Genomic DNA, 14,338 nt, shown 5'->3' with positions numbered 1-14,338 from the left:
TATCGCAAAGCGGCGAATGCGTCAGTGCCTTATGTGTTCGCAAGCACCTCGAAAGCGTTCCCAACAGCGACCACGGGCAACGAACTTACGGGACAACCCTGCTTACTGTTGACAGTTATGCAGAAGTCGCGTTACCAATGGCATTACACGGCTGGGAACTCTCACGCTCATGGACGGAGATCAAACGCTCCACGGGCATAGGAGATTGAGATGACAACATTTCTGATTAAGCGCGTCCTTCAGTCGATGCTGACGGTTCTCGGCGTCATAACGGCTGCGTTTTTCCTTGTTCGGCTTGCCGGCGATCCGGCTGTTCTAAACCTTTCTGCCGAAGCGTCCGGAGAGGATATTGCAAGGGTGCGGGAGGCACTTGGCCTAGATCGGCCGATGATCATCCAGTATTTCGATTTTATCTGGAATGTGCTGCGCGGCGATTTCGGCGTATCGCTGCGGCAGAACGTATCCGCGATGAGTCTTGTCCTTGAACGCGTGCCGGCAACGCTCGAGCTGGCACTGACCTCCTTCGTGCTTGGGTTGGGGCTTGCGTTCATCTTGGGCATCATTATGCGAATGACTGGCTCGCGCTTCGTGCGTCAGCTGATCATGTGGATCGCGCTCGGTCGTCAAGCCATCCCGATCTTTTCGTTCGGTCTCGTGATGATCCTGATCTTTTCCGTGTGGCTGAAATGGCTGCCCTCGCTGGGTCGCGGCACCCTTTCTCATCTCATTCTGCCCGCGCTGACCCTCGGCACGTACGAGCTGGCACTATACCTGCGGCTGTTCAATGCTTCGCTCGCCACCGAGCAGCGGCAAGATTATGTGCGGACTGCCTATGCGAAAGGGCAGGGCAAGATCCAGGTCCTGCTCGGCCACATGCTTCCTAATGCTCTGCTGCCGCTGGTCACCGTCGCGGGTATCAATCTCGGCCTTCTTCTTGGCGGGACAGTTGTCACTGAAACGGTGTTCAGCTGGCCAGGAGTCGGCAGGCTGATCGTACAGTCAGTCAGCCAGCGAGATTTCCCGGTTATCATCGCTGGCGTCTTCCTGATCTCGCTGATGTTCGTCGTCATCAATCTGATCGTGGACGTTCTATATGGTCTCCTTGATCCGCGCGTGAGGATGGTTTGATGACCTTCGATCTTTCCAGAATAGTTGCTGTCAGCTTGCTTGCGATCATGATCTTGTTCATGGTCCTGACACCGCTGATGCCCTTCTACGACCCTTACGGCCAAAATCTCGCGGGCAGCCTAGTGCCGATGGGCGAATCTTCGTTCGACGGAAAGTTCTACCTGCTAGGCACCGATACTTTGGGCCGCGACATCCTCAGCAGGCTAGCGCTTGCCGGACAGGTTTCCGCGTTGATCGGGCTTGGGGCGGTCGCCGTTAGCCTGGTCGTCGGCGTATTCCTCGGTCTCGTTGCTGGATACTTTCGCGGTCCGGTCGAAACCTTGATAATGGGCTTGGCTGACCTGCAGCTTTCGATCCCGCGAGTGCTGCTGCTGATCGCGGTCAGCGCCATTATCGGACCAAGCGTTACCAACCTTGCTATTTTGCTCGGTTTGACAAGCTGGGTCGCCTATGGCCGCGTGGCACGCGGTATGGCGCTCAGCCTGCGCGAGCGGGAGTTTGTGTTGTCGGCAAGGACGCAAGGGGCAACGGCGGCATGGAATATCCGCAAACATCTTCTTCCAAACGTGTTGCCCCAGATGTTGATCGTCGGCTCCTACGAGTTCGGCCAGATCGTGGTGATGGAGGCTTCCCTTAGCTATCTCGGGCTTGGCGTGCAGCCGCCTCTGCCGAGCTGGGGCATGATGGTTAGTGAAGGCCAGAGCTATCTGGCGCTAGCACCATCGCTAGCGATCCTGCCGAGCATCGCCCTATTCATTCTGGTCGCAGGTCTTCAGTTTCTCTCACAGGCATTCACTTCCGAAGGTGAGGTTGCCGGTGTATCCGAGAGGTCAAAGTGATGAGCACTCCCATGGCGACAGCCGACACGGATATCGTCCTCAGCGTCCGCAATCTCTCAATCGAGGTTCCCGGCGCAAAGGGGCCGGTGAGACTTGTCGACGACGTGTCGTTCGACGTCCGGCAGAACGAAGTCTTCGGCATCGTCGGCGAATCGGGTTCGGGCAAGAGCTTGACGATGCTGGCAGTGCTCGGTCTTTTGGCCGAACCGCTGAAGATCGTCTCCGGCAGCATAAAACTGCGCGGCCGCGAGCTGACCAGCTTGTCCTTCGAGCAGATGCGGTCGATCCGCGGCAAGACAATGGCCATCGTCTTCCAGGATCCGATGACGACGCTCAATCCGGTACTGCGGATTGGCAAGCAGATCGGCGAGGCCGTGCGGCTGCATAACCCCGGCATGTCGAGCCGGCAGGTGCGCGACCGGGTGATCGAGCTCTTGCAACTTGTCGGTATTCCCAACCCAGAAAAGCGCTATAGCCAGTATCCCAACGAGTTTTCTGGCGGCATGCGGCAGCGCGTGGTAATCGCGATTGCGATGGCCAACGAGCCTGATCTCCTAATTGCCGACGAGCCAACGACGGCGCTGGACGTGACCATACAAGCTCAGGTGATGAGCGTGCTGGCGGAAGTGCGTGAACGCACCAAGGCGGCCATGGTGCTAATCACCCACGATCTCGGCCTAGTTGCTGAAACGGCCGACCGTATGGCCGTCATGTATGGCGGCAGGATCATGGAGACTTCGCCTGCGAAGACGCTGTTTTCCAACCCAAACCATCCATACACCGCCGGGCTGATTGCTAGTCTGCCGCGTGTCGATCGGGAGGTGAAGGAGCTTTATTCCATTCCAGGCTTTGTACCGGACCTCGCCAATCGACCACGCGGCTGCGTGTTCCATCCACGTTGCGCGATGTCGAACGGCCGGATACCCTGTCGCGAGGAAAAGCCGCTGTTGCATGCCCTCCGCGATGATAGTGCCGTGGCGTGTCACTTCAGCGAGGAGACTGCTGCTTGGCGGCAGGCGCAGGAAAAGGCCGTGCAAATCGTCGATCGCGAACAGATCGATGAGCGAGACGTGCTGGCGCCAATCCTCAAGGTGGACAATCTCACTAAAGATTTCCAGATTGGTGTTGGACTTCTTAGAAGCTCCCAGCAGCTTAAGGCACTACGAAATATCTCCTTCGAGATTCCCAAGGGTCGGACGCTTGGGCTTGTCGGCGAATCCGGTTGTGGGAAGTCCACGCTGGCGCGTGTGCTCCTGCGCCTTCTTGATGCCTCAGGTGGCGACGTCTATTTGAACGGTGAGCCATTCATGAACCTGCGCGGCACCCGCCTTCGCGCCAAGCGTCGTGATCTGCAGGTGGTGTTCCAGGATCCGTATTCGTCGCTCGATCCGCGGATGACGATCCATGAGGTTATCGGCGAACCGCTGCGTATTCATGGCAGATATGATCCGCAACGGATCGATGAATTGTTGGCGCATGTGGGATTGACACCCGATGCCGGACGGCGGCGCCCGCCCGAATTCTCAGGTGGGCAGCGCCAGCGCATCGCTATCGCCCGCGCCCTTGCGCTCAACCCGGATGTGCTCATTTTAGACGAAGCGGTTTCGGCGCTTGACGTCTCGATTCAGGCACAGATTATCAACCTGTTGAAGAAATTGCAGGAAGAGCTGGGTCTGACCTATGTCTTCATCTCGCACGATCTCTCGGTAGTTCGGCATATCTCGGACGAGGTGGCGGTGATGTATCTCGGCCGGATCGTTGAGCATGGAGCGGTTCGCGAAGTGTTCGAGTCGCCAGCGCATCCCTATACGCAGGCATTGTTGTCTTCGATCCCGCGACCGGACGCGTCGGAAGGCGAGGGGCGTATCGTGTTAGAGGGCGACCTGCCCAACCCGCTGTCGCCTCCTTCGGGCTGTTCGTTCCGCACGCGCTGTTTTCGCGCTGTCGAGGAATGCGCAAGGGCTGAGCCGAAACTCGAGCCGCGCACCGGTATCGATCACCTAAGCGCCTGCCTGTTTCCGGGCAAGCCGTCTTATGTGTTGGCCGACATGGTAGGGGAAGCGGCCGGGCATGCTGAACGCACCAACGTCTGATTCTTCCATCAAATATGCAGAGGCGCTGCGGTGAAGCCAGACCGCAGCGCCTCTTTTGCTATTTCAGGGTCGAGAAGAGGTTGCCGGGGTTGATGATATTGTCGGGGTCGAGCTTCTGCTTCAAATCTCCGAGCAGTGTTGCCGTCGCCGGCTGGCGGGTTTCGAGATAAGGATATTTCCTGCCAATCTGCATATGGACGCCGCCCATGTCGCGCCAGTCCGCGACGATGTCTTTTGATATCTCAATGACGGCTGCAGACGATTTCGGATTTTCAGAGCGCTGCCTGACTTTTGCCTTTTCTGCATCGCTCATGAAATGGGTATGGATGGCGTAAGGAGCGTCCGACCAGCGGATCAGCGTTTCGATGCCGACCCCGGAAGGACCGTGTGTCGAGAGCAAGTATCCGCGGTCTATGCCGCAATCCTTCATCAGTCTGGCATGCCTGGCAAACACCGCCTCGGTCTTGCTGAAGCATTCGCCGCCGCGGGAGTTCGGCACGACGGTGTGCAGCCAATTCACCCGCTTCGCCGATGGTGTCAGCAGCCCGTTCATGGGTGGGAAGGGCATCGCCCGCATGACGCGGGGGATTGATGCAGGGATGGCGCGTCCGCCTGCCGCCGTTGCGATCTCTCTGATGCGGCGCATACGGGAGCGGACGTCAGCCTGGTCGCGGCCCTCACAGATACAGTTCATGAGGTATCCGACCTTTTCGGAGAAACGGCGGCCGCTGGCTGCGATCAGGGCCGCGTCGCGCAGGCCAGAGAATATCGATCCGCTTCCCTTGATGACACCGAGAAGGGTGGCAATGTCGCTGGTCAGTCCCTCGCCGGCCATTCGGCTGCGGGCGGTGAATGGGTCCATGCCGAGGCATTCGCTGGCGAGCAGTTCCGCTCCGATCTTGCCCATAGCGCCAAGTTGGGCGAGAGGTTCGTCGAACGAGAAGGAGCAGAACCCGGTTTCTACTGCTGCCGGTATGAGTTGGAGTGTGATGCGGGTCTTGATGCCGAACGCGCCACAGTCACCGAGAAATACTCCGGTGAGGTCCGGCCCATAATTGCGGAAAAAGGGCGATGCTTCGCCAATCGTCGCTGCAGAACCGGTCGTCAGGATCTCGCCTGTGCCGGTTACAATCTGCAGGCCGAGCACGCTCTCTGCCGAGGTGCCGCGCGATGCGGAACCGTAGAATTTGCCGCCCTGCGATACCGTCGCGCCGATCGTCGCGTAGAGGCCGGAAAACGTCCCCCAGAAAGGCGTGGTCAGGCCGATCGGTTTAAGTGCCTCGCGTAGCTGCGACCAGGTTACGCCGGGCTCAACGGTTACATATCTATCTTCAGGCTGGAGATCGACAATGCTGTTCATGCGCGTCATGTCTACGATGACGGTGCGGTCATTGGCCGGGATGTAACCGGAGCTGTACGACAGGCCGGCGCCACGGCTGGCTAGCTTCAGCCCGAGCCGGCGGGCGGCCAGCACAAGTTGTTTGACCTCTTCGGCAGACGCAGGCGAAGCAAGGGCCAGCGGCGGATGTTCAGCAACATAGTAGATATCTGTCTGGTATAGGGAGAGGTTAGAAATCTGCAGTTCAAGGCCCGGAACCGACGTTCCCAGCTGTTCCAAGAGGAAAGTGTTTTGGTTGGTATCGCCAGTCGCGCTCATCGTCTTCTCCGTATCGGATTGCGCAAGAGGCATGTCCGATTTCAATCAAGCAAACCCTCTGGACATCCATACTAATTTCGGATGTAAACTGTCAACAGATTTGCCCGAGGGAGCTAGACATGCAGGAAGAATGCGCCGAACCACTGCCGATGCACAAAGGATTTCTGGATATCGACGGCAAGCTTTTGCACTACGCACGGCAGGGGAAAGGGCCGCCGCTGGTGATGCTGCATGCCGCCCCGTGCTCGCTGCGGGTGCTGGAACCTCTGCAGGCGGAATGGGGAGCGAATTTCACCACATTTGCCTTCGATCTTCCGGGGTTCGGCATGTCCGAAATGCTTGAAAAGCCGGATCTGACGACGGCAGACCTCGCCGATGCAGTGGCCTCAGGGATACACATGCTACGCCTTTCACGGGTGATGGTTTACGGCCGACATACCGGCGCCGGCGTAGCGGTCGAACTGGCCCTGCGGCATCCCGATCTCTGCAGCTTCGTACTGACAGATGGTTTCCCGGTTTTCGCAAAGCCCTATACTGAAGAACGACTGGCCGAATACCTGACGCCGATCGAGCCTAGCTGGGATGGCGGGCACCTGACCTGGGCGTGGTTTCGATATCGCGAGCAGCATATGTTCTGGCCGTGGGACAAGCCATTGCTTTCGCAGCGCGCCGACACGGATCTGCCCGATATCGATTTTCTCTATCGTGGCGCCACGGAGTTGCTGACGGCAAGCGAAACCTATGTTCGCGTCTACTCTTCGGCTTTCCGACATGCCGGTCTGGGTATGATCAGCGAGGTCAAGGTTCCGGTGATCTACGGCAATCGGCCGGGCGACAGCCAGTACAAGACGGTGCCACTCTATCCGGAAACCGCCACCGTCCAGATTTTTCCGCGCGATCATCAGGCGGCCGCGGTGGAGGAGCTGGCGACACTCCGCCGGCATGCGCCGGAAGTCGAGACGCCGCCGCATCGGGAGCCTGTCCTCGGCGATGAACTTTCGCGCGACTATGTTACCACCTCACGGGGCGCTGTGCATTTCCGCTGTGCTTCGATGGGGAAAGACAGCATTCCGACGATCTTCCTGCCGGACCTACCGGGCGGAATAGACCTGCACTTAGAAGAGATCGAGGCACTTGCGGGGGAGGGACCGGTGCTGGCGATCGATACCTGGGGCAACGGCCATTCCATTCTCCCTGCTGAAGAGCAGGTCTCGATAGAGGTATGGGTGGATCAGCTTAATGAGATCATCGATCAGGTTCGATTTGGAAAGATTGACATTTATGCGCACGGTACTTCGGCTGCCATTGCAGTGGAATTCAGCCTACGGTACCCACAGCGGGTCAGACACATAACGTTCCGCTCTCCTCCAGCCATTGAGATGGAAGATAGGATATCGTTCGCAGCCGCGTACGCACCGGATATTTCACCGGAATGGGCTGGCGGCAATTTCCTCAAGCTCTGGCATCATATGCGTGATCAGGAACTCTGGTGGCCGTGGAACCAGCGAACGACGGCCAATGCACGGTGCACCGAGCCGCGTATCGATCCTCAATGGCTGCACCGCCGGGCCGTGATCCTCCTTCGGCAGCCTGCGCATTACCGCTGCATATGGCAGACCTTGCTACAATATCCACTTCTCGATCGTTTATGGACGATGGATTCTTCTTGCAAGCTGGTCAGCGATCCGCAGGATCTGTTTGCTTTTGCTGCGGAAGGCGCGGGTATTGCCCTCCGGGTTGCGCCCAAACGTGCTTAGTAGCGCGATGGCGGCGGGACTGGCTTGCCGAGCGCCTTCAGAGAGTCCGGCAAGATTGGCTGGTGAGTGGGGTAGAAGGTGAAAGGATCGGTTTCTTCCCAGAACGTCTCCTGCCTGCCGCCGAATCCCCGGAAGAAGATCAGAGCGCCGGTCGGTGAACCGTAGGGGCCGTGCTTTGCCATTGGCGGACGCACGCAATAGGCACCGCCTTGCATGGTGCCAAGCTCGCCGGCCAGCTCGCCTGACAGCAGGAAGAATTCCTGGCTGATCGGATGCCGCTCGGCCTTTTCGCCGCGGCGGAATGCGATCGTTGCCGTGATGTAGGTCATCTCGCCGGATAGCGGGTCTTCACGCAGCATCCGCATCCGCGAGCCTGCCTTCATGCTGCTCAGGCCAAGCCTTTCCAGATCTCCATCCCACGAGCCGTTCGCGACGTCTAGGTACCTGACGAGGCGGGATTCTATCGTGGCAGGATCACGGCGCTGCTGCTCCCCCACAGAGCCGGACCTGAAGTAGAGGGCCGTCGCACCGTTTGTCGTAGCGATGTCGTTTTCGCCGTATCCCGCCGGCAGGAATGCATAGCTGTGGGCAAGGAAAGTTTCGCCGCCCATGGTCAAGGAGCCGTCGAGAACGTAGATCTCCTCGTCGAAAAGGCTGGCTGCGGGCGGACGTTTCCAATTGGCAGGCATCGAAAGGATAGTGCTGAGCGCGCCGGTAGCGTCGTCTGTGCTCAGCAGCTTCATCCGTGCATCTGGGTAGCCCAGGAGTTCGGCCTGCTGCCATTTAATGTGCTGCGCCTGGATGAAGTCGATATGGTCCCGCATGCCGGTCTCCTCGTTTTACGTGCGTGGGACTGACAATAGAACTCATACGACTTAAGAAGACAACTGTTGACAGTTATCAGTACGCGACTTACCGTACGGGCACTAGAGCGAGGCGCAGGATCGTCAGGGCAAAGGGGAACGACTATAAATCCCCCTGGCGATTTGGTGGAGTGCGAGGTGCTGGGCCATGATTGAGGCTGGCACCCTGGCTTTTGTTTCTCCTGGCTGAGCTTCGAATTCCGAGTGGGGGTCCGGATCGTGATTGAACCCCCTGCATTCAGGAGACGCTCATGAATTTCTTTCGCAGGCTGATGACGACAATGGGTGCCGCGACCGTCGCCGCAGGGCTGCTGACCGCGCCTACGCTGTCTCTCGCCGCACCGGAAACGCTCGCCGTGGCGCTGCCCGGCGACTTCCCCGGGCTAGATCCGAGCAAGGATACTTCGCCGCTCGGTTTCAACTACCGTCTCAACGTATTCGATGCGCTGACAGAACTGCAGCGCGACGGCAGCATGAGAGGTCGCCTTGCAGAATCCTGGGAGCCATCCGCGGACCTTATGCAGTGGACGTTCAAGCTTCGCAAGAACGTTGTCTTCCACGACGGCAGCCCATTTACCGCCGACGATGTGGTGTTTACCACGCAGCGTGTCCTTGCCGATAACGCCACCCCAGTCCGGACCTTTATCAAGCTGGTCAAGTCTGTCGAAAAAGTCGACGACCACACAGTCAAGTTCACGCTAATTCAGCCCTACGGGATCTTCTACCGTCAAATCAGCTACCTGAATATCATGTCGAAGACCTATTTCGACAAGGTTGGCGACCAGGGGTATGCGACCAAGCCGGTCGGCACCGGTGCCTACAAGTTCGTTGAATGGGTCAAGGACGACCGTATGGTCCTCGAAGCGTTTGACAAATCGTGGCGCGGTGCGCTGCCGATCAAGAAGGCGACTTTCCGCCCGATCCCGTCCGAAGCTAGCCGCGCCTCGGCTCTTCTCTCGGGTGAAGTCGATCTCGTTCCCGCTCTGCCGCCGTCGCTGATGACACAGCTTAAATCCTCGGATGAACTAAATGTCGATATCGCGCCTGGCTTCCGCGTGATCTTTGCGGCGTTCAATCCTAATAAACCGCCGCTTGACAATCCGATGATCCGTGAAGCGATCGATCGGGGTATTGATAGGCAGGCTATTACCGACAAGCTCCTCCGAGGTCTCGGCAAGCCCACTGGCATTATGGTGCCGCCGATGAACATAGGTTACGATCCGTCATTCACACCGACCAAATTCGATCCAGTCGCTGCTAAGGAACTGATCGCAAAATCCGGCTACAATGGCGAGGTTATCTCGATCCAGTATCCCAACAATAACATCGTCATGGCGAACGAAGTTGTCCAGGCGATGGCCGGATACATGACCGCTATAGGTCTCAAGGTCGAGATCAAGCCGATGGAATTTACGGCCTTCTTCCCGCTCTGGCTGCAGTCGAAACTCGACAGCATGTACCTGTTCGCTTTCGGATCATCGCAGTACCATGCGGAAACCGTGCTGACGACGATGTATGAAGATGGGTCACATGCCTACAAGGTCGACAAGGAAATCGATCGGCTTCTCAAGGAGCAGCGTACGACAACCAATGTTGCCAAGCAGAAGGAACTCATTGCCCAGGCATTCCGCCGCAGCAACGAGAACCGATACCACCTCCCACTTTACGACGAGATGCAGGCCTACGGAGTGAAGAAGACTGTAGATTACAAGCCATGGCCGGATGGCTTCATTCGTCTCTACGACTTCAAATAATGACGAAAGAGAGCGGCAGGAAATGAACCCCTGCCGTTCCCATCAAGCGTCTAATCATCACACGGATTCCTGAATATGATGTCCACCGAAAGTAGCTTCACCCTTCCCGACATGTTGCGTCAGCCAGTCGAAGCGGTACACGCTCTGCAAGATCGCCTCATCCAGCAGATGGTGGAGCTTTGCTACGACCATCATCCTTATTACTTCAAACTGATGCGTGCCGAGGGTCTAAGGCCCGAGCACATACGCAACCGCGCCGATCTAGACCTTTTGCCCCCCTGTTCCAAAAAAGAATTCCTATCAGACCCAGATGCATTTCGCATGCGCCCGGAAGGCATGCCAGGGAACGAGGCCATCCTTTGGAAGATCATCTACACGACCGGTACGACCACCGGTCGCCCGGCTCCGATCTATGTCACCGCACATGATCACTTTGCCTACATGTACGGCTTCCAGGACCGCAAGGAACTGATCGGTCTGAAGGATACCGATCTGATCGCCAACCTCTTCCCCATGACTGGTTTTCCGATGGGCGCATTTTCGCGGGCGGCGGACGAAGCTGGGGCTGTTGGAGCGTCGATCATGTTCGGCAATACCGGACGAACGGACTCAATGTTCCCAGTCAACCGGTCGCTCGATCAGGCAGTCGCTTCAGTCGCCCGCCACAAGGCAACCGTGCTCTGGGGCGTTGCAGGTTTCGTTCGGCGCGTGCTCATCCGAGCCCAGGAGAGCGGCACGGATCTTAGCAGCGTCAGGATGGTGATGACCACCGGCGAAGCTTCGTCTCCCGCTATGCGCGAGGATTTCCGCCAGCGTATGCGGGCACTCAACTGCGCTGATACGGTCATTGTAAACCGCTACGGCTCGACCGAGCAGGGCGGGACGATGGTCGAGTGCTGCGAGGGAAGCGGTTTCCACAGCGCGCTGCCAGACCAGCTTTTCCACGAGGTGATCGACGAAGAAACGGGGAAGCGCGTGCCCGATGGCCAGAGCGGCATGCTGGCGGTTACCCATCTCAACCGCCGAGGTACTGTTTTTTTGCGCTACAAGATGGGCGACGTCGGATCGCTCAATCACGAACCGTGCCCGCATTGCGGCCGCACCTCGCCGCGGCTTTCCTCGAAGACCAGCCGTACCGGCGATATCATCAAAGTCAGGGGTGCGTTGGTCAATCTCGGGAACCTAAAAGAAGAATTCGACCGCATGCCTGGCATTGACGAGTACCAGATCGTCGTCACATCACAGGATCCCGCTGATCCATTCTCAATGGACGAACTCGTCGTCAGGCTAGCGCCCGCGCAAGGCCATGCCGCGGATATATCCGAGCGGATGGCGGAGGAAGTTAAGCGGCTCACGAACCTTCGGCCGACAATCGAACTTGTCGAGCGCGACAAGATCTACGACCCAACCCTTCCGGCAAAACCGAAGCGGATCGTTGATCTTCGCCAGGCTCGGTGATGGCTGAGGTTCTCGACGACATAACATACGTGGTGCTGAACGCCGTCGCCACGATAACGATATGCCGGGAGAACAAACGCAACGCGCTGGCACGCCGCCACTTCGAGCGCTTGTCCGAGCTGATGCGGGCGGCGAACGAGGATAATGGCGTCAGCGTCATCGTTCTTACCGGTGCCGGTGATCAGGCTTTTTGCGCCGGTGCAGACCTCTCGGCTGGGGAGGGGTTCCTGAACAGCCTTGCCGACAATAGTACGACCGGGCTAGGCGACTATCTCCGTTATGCTGCCGGCGTATCCAAACCCATCGTAGGCCGCATCAACGGACATTGTTATGCTGGAGGCATAGGCCTTCTCGCCAGTTGCGATTTTGCGATTGCCTGCCAGGAGGCACGGTTCTGCCTGCCCGAGGTTGGTCACCGAATTTTCCCTTTCGTGGTGCTGGCGGCGCTGGAGGACCGGATCGCGCGCCCCATCGCCATAGAGCTTGCTTTAACCGCGCAACCGGTAACAGCTGGGCGGGCGCTGGAAATCGCGCTGGTATCCGGTATTGTCCCACGAGTTATGCTCGATGTGACGGTGGCGACGCTGGTTGAGGGGCTTGCCGAGCACTCGCGGGAGACCGTAGCATTCGGCCTTTCCCAAAGCCGCCACGCTTGCATCGATCACTACCGGGAGAGAATAACGAGTGCGGAAGCGCGCATTCGCGAGTTTCTATATGTGCGGGAAGGGCGCTGACTTGAAATCTACAGGTTGGACCAGAACGTTGTGCCGAGAAAGCACTGAACTTTCGCGGTTAAAGTCAACTGGAGGTTGGAAAACCACGGGTTTCCAATTCCAACCTAGAAAGTTTGCTGGTATGACTTCTATTGTTGATGGCGCTATTTTTGGAATTCCTGCCAGCTCTAATGTCCTTGGTGTATAGGAGTCTGGCATGTCCACTATTCAGCCTATCATAAGATCCTCTCTAAGCGCCGAAGCCTTCGACAAGGTTGTAGAAGCAATCACTTCGGGTGAATTTGAGCCAGGCCAGAGGCTATCCGAAGCGGAACTAGCCCGCAATCTCGGTATCAGCCGCGGTCCGCTGCGCGAGGCGCTCGGACGGCTTGAGGGCCGACTAGTCAAGCGGACCCCGCGAATCGGCGTCCACGTTATCTCCTTCACGCGCGAGGACCTTGAATCTCTTTTCCTGACCCGCGAAGCGCTTGAGGGCATGTCCGCACGTCTTGCCGCCGAACGCATGACGGTCAAGCAACTGGACGATCTTCGCGCGCTTTTGGAAGGGCACTCGCATCAGCCGGAACTGGCTTCGGGCGAAGCCTACGTTCAGCGGTCACGGGACGACGACTTTCATTTCGCGATCATTCATGGCGCGCAGTGCGAGCGGATCGAGCGCGTGTTGATGAACGAGATTTACTACCAACTGCGCATCCATCGCCGTAAATCAAGTACGCAGCCTGGGAGGGCACAAGCAGCGCTCAAAGAACACCGGCAGATCGTCGAGGCTCTTGAAAGCCGCGATCCGGATCGGGCGGAAACCGCAATGCGCACGCATATCCGCAATGCTCGCTACAGCTCGCTTGCCGCTGCCAATGTTGAGCCGCCCCCGCGGACCGCCTCACTGTAATCGAGTTTTCTCAAACGCACAAAAAAAGGGGATGTGCTCGGGCATCGTCCCCTTTTTCTATGATTACTCTGGAAGTTTGAAAACCTTGATCGCGTTGTCGCGAAGTAGCTTGCGCTTAGAAGCCGGGCGCATGTCGAACTCGTGGATTTCCTCCATTGCCCGTTCTGGGTCGATCACCCACCAATCGGTGCCGAACAAAAACTTGTCCTGACCGTAGGTATTCGCGAAATGAACGGCCGAGGCCCCCCAATGCTTAGGAGCATAAGCGTCGCCACACATGAAGACGTTGCGATGCTTCGTGGCGACGCTGATCATCTCTTCGGTCCAGGGATAGCCGAGATGGATGCCGATAATCGTCAGTTCCGGGAAGTCGATCGCAATACGGTCCAGTGCCATCGGCCGAGCCACCGTCGCCAGCCGGTTGTCCGAACGGTAGACGAGGCAATGGCCGACCTGCATCATGATCGGTATACCGAGTTCGGCGCAGCGCGCATAATAAGGGTAATAGATCGCTGCATCCGGTGATTGGCCGAACCAGTGTGGGTAGAGGTGCGCGCCGACGAAGCCGTACTCTTGGACAGCCTTGTCAAGTTCTTTGAGGCCTGCAATGCCGCGAAGCGGATCGATGCCTGCCAAGCCGGAATAGCGATGCGGATAGGCCTTGCATGCCTCGTACACGTATTCGTAAGGGATCTCAGTCGAGGTGCTCATGCGCCGGTCGCCGCAGCGGGTGGCGATCAGAAGAGAGCGCTCGATGCCGGCGCGGTCCATCTTTTCGATATACTGTTCCTGAGTCATCCCCTTGCGGTGGTGCTCTTCCATGCGGACCTGATCGCGGAAGGTCTCGTCAGTCGGAACGCGTTTTTCCGCGATGACCTGCGGCGTGTAGAAGTTGGTCACAATGTCGATCGCACCGTAGCCATCCTGCGTATTCGAGATGTCGAATTTATAGCTGTTGTCACTCATGTTCTTCACCACTTCATTCTGCGTAGGCAAAATCCATGACATTTACACATCTGTCAACAGTTTGCTGAGTATGCATTTTTGTCTGGTCAGTCACTGGCCTTCATACACCGAAACAGAAAACAGGTTTGACAACCACGTTTTACGACTCGGATTTCCTTTAAAAAGCGATATGGAACTGTATTTGTAGACTGTTGACAGAA

Annotated in this window: 12 protein-coding genes; 8 read left to right on the top strand and 4 right to left on the bottom strand. The window is 57.7% G+C overall.

The genetic code is table 11. The features are described 5' to 3' along the window. The first annotated feature begins 210 nt into the window (after nucleotides 1–210). The 3 genes from ASG19_RS18025 to ASG19_RS18015 are packed head-to-tail and all read left to right on the top strand — an operon-like array spanning nucleotide 211 to nucleotide 4,060. Nucleotides 211–1,128 carry an ABC transporter permease gene (locus ASG19_RS18025; protein ID WP_062460288.1) on the top strand — a complete coding sequence of 306 codons (918 nt, stop codon included), beginning with the start codon at nucleotides 211–213 and terminating at the stop codon, nucleotides 1,126–1,128. Further along, nucleotides 1,128–1,967 (top strand): ABC transporter permease, encoded by an 840-nt coding sequence (locus ASG19_RS18020; RefSeq protein ID WP_062460286.1) that lies wholly within the window; start codon nucleotides 1,128–1,130, stop codon nucleotides 1,965–1,967. Before ASG19_RS18025 ends, ASG19_RS18020 begins: the two co-directional genes overlap by 1 nt. Then, complete coding sequence (locus ASG19_RS18015; protein ID WP_082476408.1) at nucleotides 1,967–4,060, top strand: ABC transporter ATP-binding protein; 2,094 nt, start codon at nucleotides 1,967–1,969, stop codon at nucleotides 4,058–4,060. Before ASG19_RS18020 ends, ASG19_RS18015 begins: the two co-directional genes overlap by 1 nt. A 58-nt stretch (nucleotides 4,061–4,118) precedes the next feature. Here the strand turns inward: ASG19_RS18015 and ASG19_RS18010 are convergent, their stop codons facing one another. Further along, entirely contained in the window at nucleotides 4,119–5,717 is a 1,599-nt protein-coding gene (locus ASG19_RS18010; RefSeq protein WP_162238163.1) for an FAD-binding oxidoreductase, read from the bottom strand. Nucleotides 5,718–5,836: 119 nt separating this feature from the next. Between ASG19_RS18010 and ASG19_RS18005 the strand changes: the two genes are divergently transcribed. After that, on the top strand, nucleotides 5,837–7,474 hold the full coding sequence (locus ASG19_RS18005) for an alpha/beta hydrolase (protein ID WP_062460280.1): 1,638 nt from the start codon (nucleotides 5,837–5,839) through the stop codon (nucleotides 7,472–7,474). Here ASG19_RS18005 and ASG19_RS18000 read toward each other — a convergent pair. Next, complete coding sequence (locus ASG19_RS18000) at nucleotides 7,471–8,298, bottom strand: DUF4437 domain-containing protein (protein WP_062460278.1); 828 nt, start codon at nucleotides 8,296–8,298, stop codon at nucleotides 7,471–7,473. The two genes, ASG19_RS18005 and ASG19_RS18000, sit on opposite strands and share 4 nt — an antisense overlap. Nucleotides 8,299–8,588: 290 nt before the next feature. Between ASG19_RS18000 and ASG19_RS17995 the strand changes: the two genes are divergently transcribed. Further along, entirely contained in the window at nucleotides 8,589–10,091 is a 1,503-nt protein-coding gene (locus ASG19_RS17995) for an ABC transporter substrate-binding protein (RefSeq protein WP_062460276.1), read from the top strand. 57 nt (nucleotides 10,092–10,148) lie between these two features. Here ASG19_RS17995 and ASG19_RS24115 read toward each other — a convergent pair whose 3' ends face one another. Then, the gene (locus ASG19_RS24115; protein WP_162238162.1) at nucleotides 10,149–10,286 is read right to left on the bottom strand and encodes a hypothetical protein; all 138 of its coding nucleotides are present in this window, start codon (nucleotides 10,284–10,286) and stop codon (nucleotides 10,149–10,151) included. Nucleotides 10,287–10,427: 141 nt separating this feature from the next. Between ASG19_RS24115 and ASG19_RS17990 the strand changes: the two genes are divergently transcribed. From ASG19_RS17990 to ASG19_RS17980, 3 genes are all read left to right on the top strand, one after another. Further along, complete coding sequence (locus ASG19_RS17990; protein WP_162238161.1) at nucleotides 10,428–11,549, top strand: AMP-binding protein; 1,122 nt, start codon at nucleotides 10,428–10,430, stop codon at nucleotides 11,547–11,549. Continuing rightward, the gene (locus tag ASG19_RS17985; RefSeq protein ID WP_062460272.1) at nucleotides 11,549–12,283 is read left to right on the top strand and encodes an enoyl-CoA hydratase-related protein; all 735 of its coding nucleotides are present in this window, start codon (nucleotides 11,549–11,551) and stop codon (nucleotides 12,281–12,283) included. The genes ASG19_RS17990 and ASG19_RS17985 overlap by 1 nt, the downstream gene beginning before the upstream one ends. Before the next feature lie 196 nt (nucleotides 12,284–12,479). Further along, entirely contained in the window at nucleotides 12,480–13,172 is a 693-nt protein-coding gene (locus tag ASG19_RS17980) for a GntR family transcriptional regulator (protein WP_062460270.1), read from the top strand. A gap of 63 nt (nucleotides 13,173–13,235) precedes the next feature. Here ASG19_RS17980 and ASG19_RS17975 read toward each other — a convergent pair whose 3' ends face one another. After that, a complete protein-coding gene (locus ASG19_RS17975) occupies nucleotides 13,236–14,138 on the bottom strand; it encodes an amidohydrolase family protein (protein ID WP_162238160.1) in 903 nt (300 codons plus the stop codon). Between the last annotated feature and the right edge of the window lie 200 nt (nucleotides 14,139–14,338).

This window comes from Rhizobium sp. Leaf306 (assembly GCF_001423425.1).
Classification (GTDB): Bacteria; Pseudomonadota; Alphaproteobacteria; order Rhizobiales; family Rhizobiaceae; genus Neorhizobium; species Neorhizobium soli.
The sequence above is the reverse complement of the archived record's forward strand: the minus strand, read 5'-3'. Positions and strand labels throughout refer to the sequence as shown.